This is a genomic window from Acaryochloris sp. IP29b_bin.137, from assembly GCF_028285745.1.
Lineage (GTDB): Bacteria > Cyanobacteriota > Cyanobacteriia > Thermosynechococcales > Thermosynechococcaceae > Acaryochloris.
The window spans coordinates 1-19,809 of sequence record NZ_JANQOP010000088.1 but is presented as its reverse complement, the minus strand read 5'-3'; the positions used below and the strand labels follow the sequence as shown (position 1 = coordinate 19,809).

Here is a 19,809-nt window from a genome sequence, read left to right as displayed (position 1 = left end):
AATTCAGATCTCTTGCTTGACTAGATCCTGATTCTCAGAGAGGCCTATGTAATTGTCAGGCGGTCATGTATTCGGTCTATGTAATTGTCGCCTATTAAGAGATGTCCTTACATTCTCCAAATTAACGCCTGAAGGATGGAAGCCAGCAAAAAAAGTAAGACCACAGCGATCCAAAACGTTAAGCATTTATAAAGAAAAGTTGAAACATACCTCTATTAATATAAATTTTTGTAAAGTCAATTAACATTTTTCCCTCTTTCTCGATTGCATTCATACTGTCGCGAGTCTTGATTCATTAAAAGATGCGAAGAAGAAAAATCACAGTCGAAGAACTACTATCGCAATACGAACGAGGGGAGCGGAATTTTTCTGGGGTTGATTTAAATCATGGCAATCTTTTTGAAGCCCAACTCAAGGGTGTTAACCTCAATGGCAGCTTTTTGCATCATGCCAATCTCGCCTATGCCAATTTGGAGGGAGCTAATTTAGATCAAGCTCACTTTTTAGGAGCGAATTTGTCCAGGGTAATGCTTGAGAAAGCCCATCTTCGTCAAGCTCAACTTCAGAATGCCAAGTTAATTGGCGCAATTCTGAGAGACTGTCAATTGTCCGATGCTAATCTTATGGGCGCAAATCTGCATGTGTCGGTTTTGGAGAGAGCCGATCTTTCTAGGGCTGATTTAAGGGGGGCGACTTTAACCAGTGCAGTTATGACCGATGCTCAGTTAAATGGAACCCTTCTTAGTCGGTGCAATTTGCTTCATACCCAAGGTGTTAATCTGCGTGGGGCAATTTATGATTTGAACACAACATTCCCAGATGGATTTTCCAGGCCAGAATAGAGAATCTTCGCCAACTTGTTATTCGTCAACCTCAGGTACCCATTGCAATATGATGCCAGCGAGAGGGGGTAACGTAAGGCAGAGAGAATAGGGCTGATAGTGATAAGACAGTTCCTCCGCCACAATCCAGTTTTCATTCCCAACTTGGCTGCCACCATAAATGTGATCATCACTATTAAAAAGTTCTTGATAGATTCCAAGTTTAGGAACACCAATTCGATACTGTTGATGGACTTCAGGGGTGAAGTTGCAGATGATAATGAGAAACCGATCACGAATGGAATCTCGACGAATATAGGAAATGATGCTTTGCTGAGCGTCATTGCAATCGATCCACTCAAACCCACCGTCCTCAAAATCCTGAGAATATAAACTGGGTTGGTCTCGGTAGAAAAAATTCAAATCAGCCACGAAGCTTTGCAATTGCTGATGATGAGTTTGCTCTAAGAGATACCAATCTAATTGTTGAGTTACATCCCATTCATGGACTTGTCCCAACTCCATCCCCATAAACAGGGTCTGTTTTCCCGGATGGGTGAACATGAAGATCAACAGGCAGCGAACGGTCGCAAACTGTTGCCACTCATCCCCTGGAATTTTGCTTAATAAATGCCGCTTGCCATGCACCACTTCGTCATGGGAGAGGGCTAAGATGTAGTTCTCACTAAAGGCGTAGGTGAGGCTGAAGGTTAACTTGTTTTGGTGGTATTGGCGAAACCAAGGATTCATCTCGCAATACTGAAGCGTGTCATGCATCCAGCCCATATTCCACTTCAAATTAAAACCCAAACCGCCTGTATCAGGTGGCCCCGTCACCAGCGGCCAAGCGGTGGATTCTTCGGCAATGGATAAAATACCGGGGTACTCAGTGAACAAGGTGTGATTCATCTGACGGAGAAATTGGATGGCCTCCGTATGCTCTCGCCCGCCATTCTCGTTGGCAATCCAAGCTCCATCCTCACGGTCATAATCGAGATACAGCATGGAGGCAACAGCATCTACTCGGATGCCATCAATGTGGTATTTATCAAACCAAAACAGGGCGCTGGAGATCAAAAAGTTCCGAACTTGAGGCTTGCCATAGTCAAAGACCAGCGTTCCCCACTCTAAATGCTCTCCTTTGCGTGAATCCTCATATTCATAAAGGTGGGTTCCATCGAAAAATGCTAAACCGTGCTCATCTTTTGCAAAGTGACCCGGCACCCAATCCAAAATTACCCCAATCCCATGCTGGTGGCATTGATCCACAAAGTACATCAAGTCTTGGGGACACCCATAGCGACTCGTAGCTGCAAAATATCCCGTGACCTGATATCCCCAAGATCCATCAAACGGATATTCCGTAATCGGCATCAGTTCAATATGGGTAAATCCCATCACTTTTACATAGGGAATCAGCCACTCCGCTAAGGCCCGATAGGAAAGCGGGACTACTGCGTCATTTCCCTCACGAGAGAGTTCCATAATCTCTCTTTCCTCACTCATTTGAGCAGTGTTTGAGGGAGAAAATCCAAACTGCCAAGAGCCTAAATGCACTTCATAAATCGAGATAGGTTCGGTGAGGGGATTAGTCTGACTGCGGCGAAGCATCCATTCTTGATCGTCCCATGCATATGTGGAGAGATTGCTGACAACGGAAGCGGTTTGGGGGCGAACCTCTTGTTGAAACCCATTGGGATCTGTCTTGTTATACAGATGGCCTTCTTGGTTCTTGATTTCAAATTTGTATAACACCCCAACTTCTAGTCCAGGTATAAACAGTTCCCAAACCCCCGATTTGCCCAGTTGCATTTGATGGATTCGACCATCCCATCCATTAAAGTCACCAATTACTGAAACATTGGCGGCATTGGGTGCCCACACAGAAAAGAGAACACCTAGAACACCCTCATGTTCAAGAATGTGAGACCCTAATTTGTCATAGAGCTTTAGATGCTTGCCTTCATGAAATAAATGGGCATCAAACTCTGAAAACTCTTCAACTAGGTAGGCATAGGGATCTTGAATCGTTTTCTCACCCTCTATCGTTTGGAGTCGCAGCAGGTAATTCGGTCGTTGAACTTGCTCTATCTCACAGACAAAGATACCAAGGTGGTGATCTGGGCGCATGGCATACTCCCGATTCTGTTCGAGTAAAAGGAGCGTAACCTGATCAGCATCAGGACGATAGACCACGACCTGCCAAGTGGGTTTTTCCTCTTCTTGGTTTTTCACCCATTGAGGACCCAGAACCTTAAAGGGATATTTGTGCCGATTCCGAGTAATTTTTTCAAATTGCTCAGACCTTCTATCAATAGACATATTTGTAATTCATTAAATATAATTTAGTAAGTAAAATTTCTAAAAAGTGAGTTTCAAAAAAAGCTCTAGCAACTTAAAAATAAGCAGTCAAGATATCGAAAAAGTCGTTTTGCAATAAGGTTAATTATTCAAAGGTGGCAAAATACGGACTGAGGATATGCTCATAAAACTCGTCTATCGTGCTAGGACGATACTCTTTAAACCCTTCTAAGACTGATATTTTTTGCCTAATTTTTGTTTGCCGAATCTCGACTTTCTGGAGTAATCCCAGCTCTAATTCCTTTTGAATTGAGAATAGGGGGACAAAGGCTGCACCTAGACCAAACTGAACTGCATTTTTAACGGCTTCAAGGGAACCTAAAACCATGCCCAACTGGAGCCGATGTGGGTCAACATCACCCAATATAAGTTGCGGATCAATCACGCTCTCAGTCTTTTGTTGAGAGTTGAAGACCATAAACTTCAACTGGTAGAGATCTTGAGGCTCGATGCAAGGGACCTGGCAAAAAGGATGTGAAGGGGGAAGTATCAACACAATGGACTCTTCTGACTCCATCGTGACTTGGGTGACAGATTTTAGTTCTAAGGGAACAGGTCCCTCTATAAAGGCAATATCCGTTTGGCCATCAGCAATACTTTGACAAATTTGAGGTGTCGTTTGGATATGCAACTGCACCGGAACCTGAGGGTGGTGATGCCGATACCGTCCTATCAATCGAGGCAATAGATACTCTCCCAGCGTGGTACTGGCCCCAATCACTAAATTGCCTGCTTCTGCATTCTTTTGATCATGCAACGCCCGTTGAATTTCCTGGCATAGTCCCAGGATTCGGTGACTATATTCCAGTAAAATTTCACCCGCATTGGTCAATTGGATCTTCTGATGAGACCGATGAAATAAAGGAACATCCAAATCCCGTTCAAGGTGATGGATTCTTTGGCTAACTGTAGGTTGGGAGATATAGAGCTTCTCTGCGGCTTTTGTGAAATTCCCCGTTTGGGCGATGACTTGGATCAATTGCAGTTGATCCAAGGTGAAGGGGAGATTTAAGGGAATTTCGATCTCTGAGGAAATGGTCGCTGACCCATACTTCGTTAGCATTGATTTGTTGTGACTATAGTTTTCTCCTCACTGATCACTGCTGTATGAGTGCAACTGCGCATTCAGCTAGAGTTTGAGTATTTCTACCTAAGGCAAGAAACTGTTACAATTCTTAACTATAGTGTTGTGTTCGTCAATACTTGATTAATTGTTGGTTCTGGCCTTTCCAGTAAGCAATCCTTATGAATTGAGTATGAGCAACCTTACCCATTACAAGGAATGGTAATAAAGAGCGTATAAACTTTGGGCCGTTCCTCTTGACCTCGACTGTTAACCGTTTGCTAACCCTCAGTGAGTTGGGGTGGTATGACCCAATTCACCAGAACTAAACTTTGGTTAATTCTTGAGCTCTAACATTAGATCGCGTCTCTGGTACCTGGTAATTGTCATATCTGTAGAAGTCCAATTCCAGGGGTGATCCAATAATTTTTCCATTAACCGAAATCTCATACCACCGTTTGGAAGTGCGATGCATTGCAAAGGTGGCATTAGACATACCACACCTTGATAGCCCTCCGGGTTGGATCGTCAGAGGGATACCTTTGATCGGAGTATGAGTACTGGGCATCTTAAATGCTTCCTTCCAGTTTTAATAAACCTCTTTCGATATTCGTTTCATGATGTGTTACTGATTCAATTTATGCCGCGATCTGACTTGGATTTTTAGTCTTATATCATATCGTTAGCTCAATTATGCAAGAGTTCTAATATGTTATCGAGAAGAACTCGACCAGTAAATTTAGCTTGAAACTATGCTATCAGTCCTTCTCTAACTCTTCTTAAGTCTTGCATAATTGATGATTTTTCTTCTTAGTATGAGAATTTAATTGATTTTCGCTGGAAATTCAAACTTTCAATCAAAAAAATATGCTAATTCGAACATATTCATCATTGCGAAATCCACCATTCCAGTTTGATGAAGCGGTCAGAGCAGCAGGCATCCGTATGATGGGGTGACTAAAAAAAACCTACCAATAAAACAGTGATGAGCAAACCTAGCAAAATTATCCGACTCGCAACCAAGGATTCACTAAGTGCTTGATTGATTTTGTTGTGATATTCCTTTCTCGTTGTCACTTCAGTTTCCAAAAGGCTATACCTCCCAAGAACTAACAGTAGATTTGATGCAGCTAGCGCAAAAGCAAGACTATATTATCTGCGCAATAACCCATTACACAGCATAAACAGAGAATTTGGGGATTTTGTGGGATTTAGAAGCTTTCGGTTGTAAAAATAAAACTACGGCAGCGAAAAAGTATAATTGTCAACGGAGGGAGTAGAGCAATAAAGAACTATCGAGGGATGTCGAAAGTGTGAACTGAGTGCTAGCAACATAAACTTCGCTTTCACCTTGTAAAGATGTATTTACTCTAAAGGCAGCTTCAATGAGTAACGGTAGGATCATATTGGCTGAAATCTAAAGAAAAAATTAAGTATTTTTCTAATGGACAGATTTATGCTAATCAACTCTTTTGGTATTTACTGTGTTGTCTCCTGCCCTGCTCCATGACTTATGGCAATTGATTGAAGAACTTCCCACCAGCTCTCTGATGAAATGGGATGATATTCGTTTAGTTTCATGGTTGCAAGAACAATTAGAGCAGCGTTTTCGATTGAAAGAAGAAGACCGCAAAAACATTGAGCAATACCTTGATTCCCATCTGCTTCTAATTCGTGAGATGGCTGAGTCTAGCCAATATCAATACTGTCCCCTTGCTGTATGACTAGTGAGACTCTCCTTTTAGGCATCTCTAAAGTTTTGAGGAGATGCCTAAAAGGTTTTGTCCTTTATCTTTGGAATTGTATTAGAAATAAACCTAGGCAGGTTCAGACTTTTGCCTCCCCCTCCCACTTCAGCATTGTCTGAATGGTAGGAACTAACTCACTCGGTTCAAACGGCTTCGTAATCACCCCAGAGATTGCAAGTTCAGACCATTGTTGTTTGTCTGCCATTCTGGCTTTTGCAGTCACTAAGATAATTGGGATATTCTGTGTTTCTAATTGAGCATTTAATTCGTGCATGGTAGCCAGACCATCCATATCTGGCATCATCATGTCGAGCAGAATTGCATCCGGCTGCTCAGTTTGAGCAATTTTAATGCCTTCCTGGCCTGTCGCTGCTGTAAGAACCTGCCATTGAGCTAGTGTCGATAGAGACAATTGCAACACTAGCCGGATAATTTCATCATCATCAATCACTAAAATTCGCTTAGTCTGCATTGCCTTCACTCCCTAAGGTCAACTTGTAGGTTGTGCAAAAGGCTAGGTCGGGATAGCTACGAAAAAGCAACTTCCCTCACCCACCGTACTCTCTATCCAAATCTTGCCTCCATGTTCTTCGACAATATGCTTACAGATGGCTAGCCCTAGCCCAGTTCCCTTAGTGAATTGAGTGTTGGAGACATCAATCTTACTAAATCGCTCAAAGATTTTCCCAAACTTATCACGGGGAATGCCACGCCCTTGGTCTTTAACCGTAAACAAAACTGTTGGTATAGGTTCAGATGCCACATTGATAAGCTGTTGTTCTCCTGTGCATTTCTCAACACTCAGCCAAATGGTTGAACCTGGCGAGGAAAATTTAAGCGCATTTTCAAGAAGATTATTCAGGACTTGAATCATCCGATCTGCATCGACTTCAAGCTCTAAGTCAGGGTCAGAGATTTCAATATTGATTTGGGCTTCCTCCATCATCATTTGGAGATTTTGCTGGGCCAGCTGAGTAAGTTCAGTAGTTGTCACTAACGTTTTTTGAAGTGCAAATTTACCCGACTCCAATCGCTCCATTTCCAAAATGTCATTCACTAACCGCACCAAATGTCGGGAGTTAGCAGCTGAAATCGTCAGAAGTTTTTGTCCCTCCTCTGATTGCAAAAGGTTGGGCTGATCGGATAGGAGCTGCAAACATCCATGAATCCCAGCTAAGGGGTTGCGCAATTCATGACTGGCAATCGCTAGGAACTCATCTTTCACCTGCTCAGCTGCTTTCCGGTCAGTAATATCTAACACAGTGCCAATCAGACGAATCACCTGCTTTTGTTTATTTAAAACAGGTTCACATTTAACATGAACATGCCTATGACCTGCTTGAGGATGCTCGAATCTCAAATCCCTCTGAAACAAAATACCGTTGATCAGGCTTTGCTGAATCGCTTCATCAAAAACGACTTGGTCATCAGGATAAAACAAATCAATAAAGTCTGAATATTTAGGGAAACCTTCACTTAATTCCTGTCCGAAGATATGGAACATTCCGTCCGACCAATGGAGGGCCTTGGTTGCCACCTCATAGTCCCAGTTACCAATTCGAGCAATACGCTGGGCTTCCAATAGTTTGTTCTCACTGGCACGAAGTTGCTCTTCCGCCCGTTTGCGGTCTCGGAGTTCTTGGCTGAGGTGGGCATTGGCTGTTTCTAGTTCAGTGGTCCGTTCTAAAACCCTATTTTCTAGCGCTGTGTTTGCTTGCCGCAAAGCCACGTCTGCCTGATAGGCAATAAGGAATCGGCCAATACTTTGAGCCATCAACTCAATGGTCTCTTTAGCATGAGCATAATGATGAGCATGCCTGTTTTGCGTCGAGAAGAAGCTGAGCGTTCCATAGAGGGCTTCCTCACTGTCCAAATAAATGGGGGTGCCGATAAAGGACTCAATAGACACGGTTGAATCAGCAGTAGAGGGGAGATGGTCTTCAGTCGTGTCTTCATTGGGGTAAACAATAGTTCTTTTTTCCTGTAACACGGTTGTGCAATGAGGATCACACAATGAACAATTTGGAATAATATCCAAGTCTGGTAGTTGAGATTCACAGGACACAATCGTGTATGTGTCTCCATCAACCTTACTGATCATCCCTGTGGGGTAATCTAACAGCTCACACCCCGTGCGTAGATAATCACTAAAGCGGTCTTCTAAATTGCTATAGTTCGTTGTAGCTAGACGATGCAGATTGGCAAGGTGGTGGCTAAATTCAGTGAGTGCCCCTTGAACTTGTTTGAGATTGTCGATATTGACAAAGGTGAGCACGATGCCATCCTTTACTTGATCTTCTCTCAGATAAGGATTCACATGCAGCAACAACTGTTCGCCTGTTTCAGGTATCACCACCTCTTTGCTCATCACGGAGGCTTCCGCACTTGCCTGAGCTAAATCTTCAATTAAATTTGGATAATCAAGTTTATGGGTGAAATGGGCTAAGGGACGGCCGACATCAGCGGACCTTATATTGATGGCACGGGTAGCAGCTGGGGTAAATTTACGAATATTGAGGTCCTGATCTAAGAAAACAACCCCTATATTCGTACTGCGGAGTAAGTTATCAATATCGTTATTGAGTTCTATTAACTCCTGAATCTTTCCTTGATACCCCGAGTTAACCGTGTAGAGTTCCTCATTGACGGACTGCAATTCCTCATTCGTACTTTGTAATTCTTCGTTGGAGGCCAGCAATTCTTCATTGGTTGCCTGCTGTTCTTCATTGGTGGTCTCTAGTTCCTCAATGGTGACTTGCAGATTCTCGCGGGTTTGGTTGAGTTCATACTCCAATTCGGTAATTCGTTTCGTGGCTTCCGTATCCATTTCAAAATTAGTGACGGATGGAACCACTGTGAGATGCGTCTCCACTTCAAAGACGACAATCAAATAGTCCTCAATCCCTGGTGTCTCATCACCAATATTCACCCGCAGATTGATCGTTAAATCCTCTCCTCGATGGGAGAGTTTAATGTTCGTATATAAGACGGGCTCTTTATCTCGCTTGGCACGATGAAGTGCCGTACTCAAGGGCAACTTAAACGCTGTGGGGACTAACTCCGTCACATCTACTTTTAGATCCCCTAAGGGTAATTCCAAGAGTTGATCAAGATCATGAAAGATGTGTAAAAGCTGGTTATCATAATCGACGAGAAAACAGGTGAGTCGCTTTTGAGCAAAACAAAACTGATAAACTTGCCCCAGTAATCGGTCAAACTGAGGGCGTCTTGACTTCAAGCGATTTGAAGCAGGAATTGCGTTCAGGATCCGATGCTGGGTCAGAGGGGCCAACGGCAGCTGAACATCGCGACGCTTGCTAAAAATCTTCCACTTGGCGTCTAAGGGCACAAACTCACCTGCCAAGTCTCCCAGTGTTTCGGAATTTCCTAAAAAAAGTGCACCATGAGGGGCTAGGGCAAAGTGCAGAAGGCGTAACACCTGTTGCTGCAGTTGGGGTTGCATGTAGATCAAAACATTGCGGCAACTAACCAAATGCATTTTGGAAAAGCCTGCATTTTTGGTGAGATCATGGGGGGCAATGATTAGCATCTCCCGCAGAGCTCGCTTGACTTGAAAATGTTCCCCCTCATCAGTGAAGTAGCGTTCTAATCGTTCTGGGGAGATAGTATTGGCAATACTTTTGGGATAAATACCACTGGAAGCTGTTTCTAGTGAATTTCTGTCCAAGTCGGTGGCGAAGATTTTTACATGGATGGGTTTTTCAACTCGTTCCATTGCTTCATCAACAAGCATAGCCATGGAGTAGGCTTCCTCCCCGGTTGCACAAGCGGATACCCATATCCTTAATTGTTGATGAATCGATAACCCCTCGATCAGGTTGGGGAGGACCTGGGTTTCTAAATATTGCCAGGCAGGAGGATCTCGAAAGAAACGGGTTGCGTTGATCAATAAATCCTGGCGCAACAGCTTCTGTTCCTCTTCGGATGACTCCAACAGGAGAATATAATTCTCTAAATTACTGCATCGTAAAAGGGCACAGCGATGGGTAATCCGGCGACTCAGCGTACTAATTTTGTAGTGGGAGAAATCGATTTGTTCGCGCTCAGCCAAAATATCCAAAATCTGTTGTAGTTGATTTGGATCGACGAGGCCAGACTCTTCTGAGGTATAGCCAGGATAGCTCGCAGACAATCTGACGATGTCATAGACAACTTGAGCCAATTCTTGGGGAGAGAGAATTTCATCCACTAATCCAGAAGGAATCGCACTTGTGGGCATGCTAGTGAACTGTGCGGTCTCCGGTGACTGCACCAAAGCAACACCTCCTGCACGACTAACATCTTGCAACCCTTGGGTCCCATCACTACCCGTTCCAGATAGCAAAATACATATCGTTCTTTCTCCCCATTCTTGAGCTAATGATTGAAAAAATTCATTGATAGGGTAATTGAGGGTGTCGGGTTGTTTGCGTAATCTCAGTTGTTGTTTGTTAAGGCGCAGGGTCTTGCGTGGGGGGAGGACATAAACAACATTGGGCCTTAAAACCATGCTGTCTTCAATTGAACGGACGGGCAAAGACGTTCGACGCTGAAGAATTTCTGGCATCAGGCTCTTGAAGTCTGGTGCGAGGTGCTGCACTACTACAAAAGCAGCGCCAGGGTTTTCAGGTAAATGAGAGAAAAAAGACTCTAACGCCTGAAGCCCACCTGCCGAGGCACCAATTGCGATGACGAAGAACTCATCTATCGTTTGGTGATGATTTGACTCCTTCTCACTATTCTGGCCTTGAGACACTAAAATTACCTCTCTCTAATCGAGTGGATCAACATGCTGTTATTCACCTACACAAAAGAGGAAGAGTTGAAGTTTGCGATTAGAGGACCCATTAATGAGATGAAGATGCATAAATCCTCCTTGCACAAATGAAAGATGAACAATATTTAATATTTTTTTAAGTTTTTAGAATGTTCTTATTTTAGGTTGACATTCTCAGAAGGACAAAGAAGATGAAATATTGATTTACATCGAAGCCTCATCTGACATTTGTTCAGGAGATATCTGATGACAGTGAGTTCGAGGATCCCAAGCATGGTATTGCTGATGCAGATCGATGTAGTCAGCATCCAGGTTGCAATCTTTTCTAGGATGGCTTGAGCAGTCTCAAGCCATCTCCAATAGGAGATCTATCCTATTATTTCTGAAGGGAGTATCCAGACGAGATTCTAAGCTTTTCCAGACAGCAACTGGATTTGGATCCAGTTGAGGTTAAGGTTATCTCTTGCTTTATTCTTGGATACCCAAATTAGCTCAATAATCTTCTCAAACTATTAAAGTTCAAGCAATTTATCCTACCATCGAAAAAATTGACTAGCAAGAAATTGTTTTTCAAACATCTAGAAAGGACATACCCTAAATTTTAGGGGGCTTGTCTACTTGCAACCTTATACAAGGAATCCGATCTGAAAGTATCGAGCTAGCTAATTCACTGGTATGAACTTCCAGTCGGGCACCTGGAGGTGCTGTAAATGCCAACTGCTGTTGAGGAAAGACGACTCGCTCAAAATACCAGTTGGGTATGTTAGAAATCCTCGTGATTTGAATATGATTGGTCGGATTTAAGTATTTACAATAAATGGGATCTGATGACAATGATTGTGTAGTTGTACTCGCGTCAGTTATCTGTTGATTATTCAGCATTATCCTCTCCATAGAAAGGCTGCGTACCAGTAGCTGGATAATTATCATGAGCAGGACTAAATATTGCCAGAATGGATTCAGCTAGCAAACCTAAAAATTTAGGTTTATTCTTCAACTCATCAATTAATTCATTAATATCTCTAGACGAGAACTCAAATCCTGTTGTTTGACCTAAGTTAATAAATTCATCTTTATTGGAAACAACATTAATTTTATCTTTTAATTGCTTATTTCTTGAGATTTCTTCCAAGAATTTTATAACATTATTTTTAGACATTAGTTTGACAACTCGATCATTGACTAGATAAACAGCTTATGAGGTAAAAGAATTCAGAAAGGAAGAATGATCCATTTTAAGAGTAGTGCTTAAAACTAAAATCATCCTCAGTATCAGTAAAAATGAGCCTATAAAACAAATTAATCATTTTTTATTTATCTTAAGTATTTCACTTTTTGAAAAGAGCTTTTTTTGATTATGCATTTGACTTTGAATGCGAAGTGCTTTTCTTATTCCTAGGACTAGGATAGGTCTTTTGTATATCTGAGACGAAATGCATAGAATGTGGTCGAGAGCGAGAGGATTGATTTTGAAAGAGATTAGATTTTAGCGGGGATACTTCTGCCCAACAATGTAGACAAAACCAGTAAACTTGATCAAATCGAACTTGTCTCAGTAATGTATTAGAACAACAAGGACAGAGATCCATAAGTATTATTAATTGTTTTAGATAAAAGTGATTAACAAAGCTCAAACCCTACAATTATAGATTTCAAATTTGAGAAACTTGTGAGGATTGGAATATTTTTTGAGAGGCCAGACCTCTCAATCGATAATCATTAATTTTGTTTACACATTAAAAAATCCGGGCGAGTCTTATGTCATGACTATACTTATATCGAACTTAAAGATATAGTTTTGACGAAAGCACTGAGTTTTGCCTAGCCTATGACTCAACTTTACAAATTTGATTTTTTGATTGTCATATACCAAAACTGACTAATTTCAATATATTTTTTCTATTTGCTCATTACAAGCCGTTTAGATAAGTAGCTTTGATTTTGAAACAGCAGTGGATTGGTATAGATTCAAGCATACGTTTATTAAGGGCTTCGAATATCGATTTACTGGTAGTCAAGGATAGCTATTGAACGGTAAAGGTGAATTTATAAGTAAACCTCAGGGGAATAACTCCACTGCTCCGATTCGGATTCTCCTAATTGCCGATGAACGAAGAGACGGGAGGATTGTCTACACCCTTTTGATGCAAATGGTGCAATCAGTTCCGTTTGTCATTACTACCCTTCAACACATTGATGGTGCACTATCTCAATTGAGTGAACCTTATTTTGATTTAGTGTTATTGGATCTCTCCTTACCTGATTGTGATGGGATTCATACCTTTAATCAGATCCATACTCAAGCACCAAAACTGCCCATTATTATTCTTAGTAGTTTTGAAGACACGGCTGCTGCTATTGAAGCGGTACGTCAGGGTGCTCAAGATTATCTAGTCAAGGGACAAATTGATAGTCGATTACTCATACGCTCTATTCGATATGCCATTGAAAGACAGCGTTGGAGGTTATCCTCACAAACAGAACATTGGCAGCATCAGCGAGAACGAGAACTCTCACTCTTAGAACAGTTAACGAACTATCAGGCCACAGTTGTAGCTTCTAAGCTTTACTGCAATTTGCCCTTGGAAGAAACGGTCTCAGCAGAGTTTCAGAGACTAGTTGAGTATTACGCACAGCTCTTAGATCTCGCCATGGATCAACGACAGTTTCGAGTTACCCATAGTATTGGGGAGCAAATGCGTGGCATTGCCCAGCAATTGGGATTTCTCCAAGCTAGCCCTAGGGATGTTATTGCCTTACATACGATGGCGATTAAACCGAGAATCGCCCAGATGTCGAGTGTTAAAGCAGAGGCTTATATGGAAGAAGCGAGGATTATGGTACTCCAGCTAATGGGGTACTTGGCTTCCTACTATCGAAAATTCCATCTTGTTGCAGGCCCTCGACCCGATCCAACTTCTGTCGAAATTCATCATGAGCTGTCCTAGAGCGATGTTAGTAGATTTCCCTATTTTACAAACGTTTTTTCCGTGGGAACTTCACCTTTTCACTTCGGTCAGATGAGCAAACTTCATCTCAAGCTCTATATTTCGGGATACTCTCTACTATCCAGACGAGCAGTGACCAACCTCAAACAAATATGCCGAGTGGAATTTGAAGAGAATTGTGACATTGAGATAATTGATGTGATTAAATCCCCACAATTGGCTGAACTTGCCAACATTACGGTGACACCAACGCTGGTTAAAGAAAGTCCTCCACCAATCAAGCGGTTGGTTGGTGATCTCTCCCAATCCGAGCGAGTGATTTCGGAACTCGAACCAGATCCTGAGTGCCCCTATTAGTGATTAAGGTCAATCCTATGAATGCAGAGTCCTCAAAACAAGAACAGCCCCCACCGTTTGTTGAGAAGTTGAAAACTGGTATTCCTGGCTTTGATCTGATTGCTGAAGGAGGCTTACCTCACTCGACTTGTACGTTAGTAGCAGGTACTGCGGGTAGCGCCAAAACCGTTTTTGCCAATCAATTTCTAGCAAAGGGAATTGTAGAAGCTCAAGAGGCTGGAGTCTTTGTCACGTTTGAAGAGTCCCCCGCCGCAATCCGCAAACATATGCAGGGGTTTGGGTGGACCATTGAGAACTGGGAGGCTGACAATCTCTGGAAGTTTGTAGATGTCTCCCCAGTACTCGGTGAAAAACCCGTTGTCACGGGGGAGTACGACATGGCTCCCGTTTTAGCACGGATTCAATATGCCATTGAGACAACCCAGGCCAAGCGTGTCGCCATTGACTCATTAGGGGCCATTTTTACGCAATTGGGAGATACTGCTCTGATTCGGGGAGATTTGTTTCAGTTGATTGGTGCCCTAAGACAGTTGCAAGTAACGGCAGTCTTAACGGCTGAACGTACGGAGGAATATGGGGATATTGCTCGATATGGGGTAGAAGAGTTTGTCCTTGATAATGTGGTTATTCTCCGAAATATCCTAGAAGGGGAGAAGCGTCGGCGGACCATCGAGATCCTCAAATTTCGGGGTACCTCCCATCAAAAAGGGGAGTATCCATTTACAGTTTTACCTCGCCAAGGGATTGAAGTTATTCCCCTCTCCGCCATCCAACTTCAGCAGCAGTCTTCGGATATTCGCATCCAATCTGGCATTAACGAGCTGGACCATATGTGCGGAGGAGGGTTTTTCCGCGATTCCATCATTCTCACGTCTGGGGCGACGGGAACGGGAAAAACCCTGATGGTGACTCAATTTATGGGTGGAGGAATAGAAGCGGGGGAGCGTTGCTTGCTCTTCGCCTTTGAAGAAAGTCAAGACCAACTCTTTCGCAATGCATCAGGTTGGGGCATTGACTTTGAAACGGAGTCAGCAAATGGCCATTTGAGGGTCGTCTGCCGCTACCCCGAAACATCTGGTTTGGAAGATCACCTGATCAGGATGAAGGAAATCATTGAGGATTACCAACCCAATCGAGTAGCAGTGGATAGTCTCTCGGCTCTTGAACGAGTGTCTAGTGAAAAGGGGTTCCGAGAATTTGTCATCGGGTTAACCTCGTTTATTAAGCATCGGAAAATGGCGGGGTTATTTACTGCAACGACCCCCACTCTGTTAGGGGGAGCTTCGGTGACTGAATCTCATATCTCTACCATTACTGATTCCATCATCTTGCTCCGATACGTGGAAATGTATGGAGAGATGTTGAGAGGAATAACGGTACTCAAGATGCGCGGATCTAAACACGATAAGGAGATTCGTGAATTCACCATTGATGGAACGGGAATGCATATCGGTATGCCATTCCGTAATGTAACAGGCATTCTCTCAGGGAACTTCACCTATGCCAGTTCGGATGAATTAAATCGACTGAACAACCTTTTTAATGAGCAGAGTGAAATGAGGGAATAGTTTGATTTCTCAGCTCAGAAAGCTAGTTATTGACAGCCATTGGGTTCTTCGATTCTCATTTTAGATCTCAGGACTGACTGTCAGAACTATCTGAATGATATGGTCAAACTATTCATATCAATACTAAATATAATCGTCCTTTTTCTAATGCCAGATTTACGGAATGTTCTTCTAGAACTCCATCACTCCATCGGTGAAATTCCCTTTTTAGCATTCACCCTCCTCATCGTGATTGTAGTCAGCTTTGGTGCCATTCCAAGATCAACTGAATTGGCGACGAGTTCAGCCGCTGGTTTAGCGGGATCATTATGGAGTAACAATCAGCGCACTCTCGTCATAAACTCCACAACCAATCTTCCAGAATTGGGCATCATGTTGGTGTCTTTGTTTGGTTTGGGCCGACTGGGAGGAATTGCCACACCTCTTGGCTCCAATCTGTCCAATATTTATTTAATATTTTTGGTCTCACCAATTGCTCTTATTTGCAAGTGGATTTTAAAACTAAAAAATAGAAATATAAAATTCTTGATGGTATTGGCAAAGCGAGAGAAAAAATTGATTTACTGGCATATGATGATGTCGCTTTTAATGTTTGGCTTTGCCAGCTCAGTCTACTGGATTTTAACAGGGACTTGTCAATTCTTTCATCATTCAAGAGTAAGCCAAGGATTAGATCAAACGAGCCTTTTTACGGCAACAACAGTCTGCTTTTGTGGTGTCGGTATTTTTCTGTTTTTTGAATCAAAGCTGAAATATTCTCGACCAGAATTATATGAAGATATTGCAGATGCAACCTTTGAGGCAAGCTGGTCTCGATTTTTTCTAGGTGTCGTTGTCCTCTGTTTATCATGCTACATCTTGAATGATTTTTTTGCGGTCTGGTCTGAACTCTATCAAGCAAAATTCGTTCAATACAGCTTATTCCCAACAATTCATTACTTTGTTGGCAGTTTAATCTCTTCCTTGCCAGAAATGACAGTAGCAGTGGGTAATTACGAGCGTCTTAGCAGCCCAGACTTAAATACTGCCCTAGGTTCAGCCAGCCAGTCATGTATGACCAATTTATTGATCGCTGGTTTAGGGGGGCAATATCAATCGTGCATTTAACGGTTGGATTATTGCAAGATATATAAATCTGTTCTAGATAAAGTGAAAAGATACCTATTTTGGGCTTGTCAACAGGATCCATCAGTCTCTGAAAGTGCAATTCTTTGAAATATATACCTACAAAACATTACATTTTGAAGACAATTCAATAAAATACAGGAAAATAAACTAGTTATAGGTTTTCAAACAAAATTTTCGCTATAAGAACAGAAATGCTAGGGGGGAGTCACAATCATTTCATCCTAATTGCCCTGAGAACACCTGGGCACTGCTATCTGTGGCAATCCAACCTAAACGGGTTATACGATGTATCCGAACGATTGATTAGGATAATCTCTTTTTCATTTCAGTTGGTGAGAATCCACCTTATTCACCAACATGATGATTTACCTTTTTCTCAGTCTGTTCAGCGACTAGAGCCAAGATTTGCTGTCTTAAGCACCACCCATACACAGAAAATCTTGATGCCGTGGAATTCAATCTACTGGTTATCAGGGATGCTCAAGATTCAAACTGCCATAATTGGTTTAGCAATGCCTGGGACACTGATTTCAGTGATACCTCAAGCATTACATCTACTTTATCCACACACATTAGATTGGGCTAATTTCCAGACGGATGAGCCCGTAAAACAGAAAACTCCCATTCTACAGGTGAGTGACAAATATCCGTGGATAGTGAAGACTTTAGCTCGACGGAGTTTGAACTCTCTAATTCTAAGTCTAGGATCAAGGATCTCTCTTCGGATCCATTGCTCTCAGCTAGGGTGTTAATGCTTAACTCTATGTCAGTCCTGCAACCACAACAGCAACATTCTATCTCCATAACTCCTGCAAAAATTCTAGTGGTTGAAGATGAAGAACTGTTAGCCCTAGTCATTAAAAATCAATTACTTAAATTAGGCTACCAAGTTGCTGGAATTGTTGAAACTGGATCAGGTGCCATTCAATTGACCCAGGAATTTCAGCCCGATGTAGTGTTGATGGATATTCACTTACATGGGGACATGGATGGCATTGAAGCTGCAGGTTGTATTACCGATCAATTCGATATCCCGATTATTTTTCTAACAGCTTTCGGTGACTCCGAAACATTAGGTAAAGCCAAACTTGTTTCACCCTTTAGTTATATCCTCAAGCCTTTCGAGCCTATCGAGTTGCTGACGAGTATTGAAATTGCATTACACAAACATCGAGCTGAGCAAAAAGTTAAGGAACAGAAAACTTGGTTGTATACCATTCTTGAAAGCATTGGGGATGCTGTGGTTGCCACTGATAATCAGGGATTGGTGAGGTACATGAATCGAGTCGCTGAAACTATTACGGAGTGGAAGAAGGAAGATGCTATTGGTCAAGATATCAACGATGTGATGTCTTTGATTACCGGAACAGCTAGAAATAGCCTGGAGAACCCACTCAAAAAGGTTTTGAAAGATCATAAGGATGTGCTCTTACCGGAGAACACCTACTTGATCACTAAAAATCGGCAGGAAATACCCATAGAAGATAGCGCTGTTCCCATCCTTGACGATCAGAATCAGCCCCGTGGTGCGGTCATCGTATTTCGAGATATTTCCGAACGGCTAGCGGCCAATCAACAACTTTTCCATCATGCCTACTATGATTCTTTAACGGATTTGCCGAATCGGGAATTGTTTACAGATCGCCTCCAGCATTTAATTGATCTCAATAAAAGGTATAACAATCCCCCTTTTGCAGTTTTATTTGTGGATTTAGATCGCTTTAAAATTGTCAATGATAGCTTAGGGCATCCCATCGGTGATCAGTTGCTGATCGCGACTGCTCATCGGCTACAAAACTGTATCCGACCCACTGATACGGTTGCCCGGTTTGGTGGAGATGAATTCGCCATTCTCTTAGAGCAGATTGCAGATATCAATAGTGTCTGCCATTTGGCAAAACGGATCAATCTTGAGCTAGCCATCCCCTTTGATCTGGGAAACTACGAGCTGTTCAATTCTGCCAGTATTGGTATTGTTCAAGGTCATTCTCGCTATCACTTGGCTGATGAACTAATTCGGGATGCAGATATCGCTATGTACCATGCAAAAGCCAATGGCAAGGGCTGTTATGCTGTTTTTGATGCCAGTATGCATACCCAAGTCAAGGGGCAGCTAACCCTAGAGCAAGACTTAAGAAGAAGCATTACAGACCAGCGATTAACCTTGCGGTTCCAACCTATTGTTTCATTAGTGGATCAAAGTATTGTTGGGTTTGAAGCCCTAACCCGTTGGCAACATCCTCAACGAGGGTTATTACTACCTGAAAGCTTCATCCCTATTGCTGAAGAAACAGATCTGATCGTGCAATTAGATCTGTTGGCAATCCGCCAAGCGTGCCAACAGATGCATGCTTGGCAAGAACAACTGCCCCCTGACAGACAGTGGGGCATTAGTGTCAACCTATCTGGTCACCATTTTTCTAGACCAAATTTAGTTGATCAAGTAGCCAACATCCTTGATGATACTGGATTTGACGCAACTCGTTTAAAACTGGAAATCACTGAAAGTGCCTTAATTAAGAATCCGGAGTTAGCAGCCCAGAGATTGTCGGAGCTCAGGGCATTAGGTCTTCACATCCATGTGGATGATTTTGGCACGGGCTACTCATCTTTAACCTATTTACACAAATATAAAGTTGACACGCTAAAAGTAGACCGCTCCTTCATTCAATGTCTTGACAAAAACATTGACCGTTTGGAAATTGCCCGTACGATTGTCGTGTTAGCCCATACGTTGAAAATGGAGGCGATTGCTGAAGGGATAGAAACCGCAGAACAATTAGCTGCTGTCAAAAGCCTAGGCTGTGAATATGGGCAAGGATACTTCTTCTACCATCCATTAACTGTTGAGCAAGTCGATACCATGGTGAGAGAACAGGTAGCTGAAAACAAATGTTTATAGAACCCATTTGAGATCTTAAGACCTGGCCGCAAGCCTCTTAAGCATAAGCCTGACAAAGCACAAGTCCATTTGCGCTTTTGCATTCACAAGCGTTCGCTCAAAGTTCTTAGTCAGGATCTTACAGCGCTCCATCCAA

12 protein-coding genes and 2 pseudogenes are annotated in these 19,809 nt (G+C 42.5%); 7 read left to right on the top strand and 7 right to left on the bottom strand.

All coding sequences use genetic code 11. From position 1 onward, the window contains the following. Positions 1-302 precede the first annotated feature (302 nt). Complete coding sequence (locus tag Q0991_RS06445) at positions 303-842, top strand: pentapeptide repeat-containing protein (RefSeq protein ID WP_299486550.1); 540 nt, start codon at positions 303-305, stop codon at positions 840-842. A gap of 18 nt (positions 843-860) precedes the next feature. Here the strand turns inward: Q0991_RS06445 and glgB are convergent, their stop codons facing one another. Further along, positions 861-3,143 carry a 1,4-alpha-glucan branching protein GlgB gene (glgB, locus tag Q0991_RS06440; protein WP_299486548.1) on the bottom strand — a complete coding sequence of 761 codons (2,283 nt, stop codon included), beginning with the start codon at positions 3,141-3,143 and terminating at the stop codon, positions 861-863. A 124-nt stretch (positions 3,144-3,267) separates the two neighbouring features. Continuing rightward, a complete protein-coding gene (locus tag Q0991_RS06435) occupies positions 3,268-4,245 on the bottom strand; it encodes a LysR substrate-binding domain-containing protein (RefSeq protein WP_299486546.1) in 978 nt (325 codons plus the stop codon). A gap of 1,484 nt (positions 4,246-5,729) precedes the next feature. Here Q0991_RS06435 and Q0991_RS06430 point away from each other — a divergent pair. Continuing rightward, positions 5,730-5,969, top strand: coding sequence for a hypothetical protein (locus Q0991_RS06430; RefSeq protein WP_299486552.1), 240 nt, complete (start codon positions 5,730-5,732; stop codon positions 5,967-5,969). Positions 5,970-6,072: 103 nt separating this feature from the next. Here the strand turns inward: Q0991_RS06430 and Q0991_RS06425 are convergent, their stop codons facing one another. From Q0991_RS06425 to Q0991_RS06410, 4 genes and pseudogenes are all read right to left on the bottom strand, one after another. Beyond that, on the bottom strand, positions 6,073-6,465 hold the full coding sequence (locus Q0991_RS06425; RefSeq protein WP_299486544.1) for a response regulator: 393 nt from the start codon (positions 6,463-6,465) through the stop codon (positions 6,073-6,075). Between the two features lie 42 nt (positions 6,466-6,507). Then, positions 6,508-10,749, bottom strand: a complete 4,242-nt coding sequence (locus tag Q0991_RS06420) for a chemotaxis protein CheB (protein ID WP_299486542.1) — start codon at positions 10,747-10,749, stop codon at positions 6,508-6,510. A gap of 630 nt (positions 10,750-11,379) precedes the next feature. Continuing rightward, positions 11,380-11,652: pseudogene (locus tag Q0991_RS06415) on the bottom strand (DUF1830 domain-containing protein); the annotation flags it as partial. Then, positions 11,642-11,929 carry a Nif11-like leader peptide family natural product precursor gene (locus Q0991_RS06410; RefSeq protein ID WP_299486538.1) on the bottom strand — a complete coding sequence of 96 codons (288 nt, stop codon included), beginning with the start codon at positions 11,927-11,929 and terminating at the stop codon, positions 11,642-11,644. The pseudogene Q0991_RS06415 and the gene Q0991_RS06410, both read right to left, overlap by 11 nt. A gap of 868 nt (positions 11,930-12,797) precedes the next feature. On the opposite strand from Q0991_RS06410, the gene Q0991_RS06405 reads away from it, so the two are divergent. The 5 genes from Q0991_RS06405 to Q0991_RS06385 all read left to right on the top strand — a co-directional run bounded on the left by Q0991_RS06405 (position 12,798) and on the right by Q0991_RS06385 (position 19,673). After that, a complete protein-coding gene (locus Q0991_RS06405; protein ID WP_299486536.1) occupies positions 12,798-13,718 on the top strand; it encodes a response regulator in 921 nt (306 codons plus the stop codon). A 72-nt stretch (positions 13,719-13,790) separates the two neighbouring features. Then, positions 13,791-14,075, top strand: coding sequence for a circadian clock KaiB family protein (locus tag Q0991_RS06400; RefSeq protein WP_299486534.1), 285 nt, complete (start codon positions 13,791-13,793; stop codon positions 14,073-14,075). 17 nt (positions 14,076-14,092) lie between these two features. Next, the gene (kaiC, locus tag Q0991_RS06395) at positions 14,093-15,643 is read left to right on the top strand and encodes a circadian clock protein KaiC (protein WP_299486532.1); all 1,551 of its coding nucleotides are present in this window, start codon (positions 14,093-14,095) and stop codon (positions 15,641-15,643) included. Between the two features lie 99 nt (positions 15,644-15,742). Then, on the top strand, positions 15,743-16,750 hold the full coding sequence (locus Q0991_RS06390) for a hypothetical protein (RefSeq protein WP_299486531.1): 1,008 nt from the start codon (positions 15,743-15,745) through the stop codon (positions 16,748-16,750). 784 nt (positions 16,751-17,534) lie between these two features. Beyond that, complete coding sequence (locus Q0991_RS06385) at positions 17,535-19,673, top strand: GGDEF domain-containing response regulator (protein WP_299486529.1); 2,139 nt, start codon at positions 17,535-17,537, stop codon at positions 19,671-19,673. Positions 19,674-19,688: 15 nt separating this feature from the next. On the opposite strand, the pseudogene Q0991_RS25095 reads toward Q0991_RS06385, so the two are convergent. Continuing rightward, positions 19,689-19,809 (bottom strand): annotated as a pseudogene (locus Q0991_RS25095) (IS5/IS1182 family transposase); the annotation flags it as partial.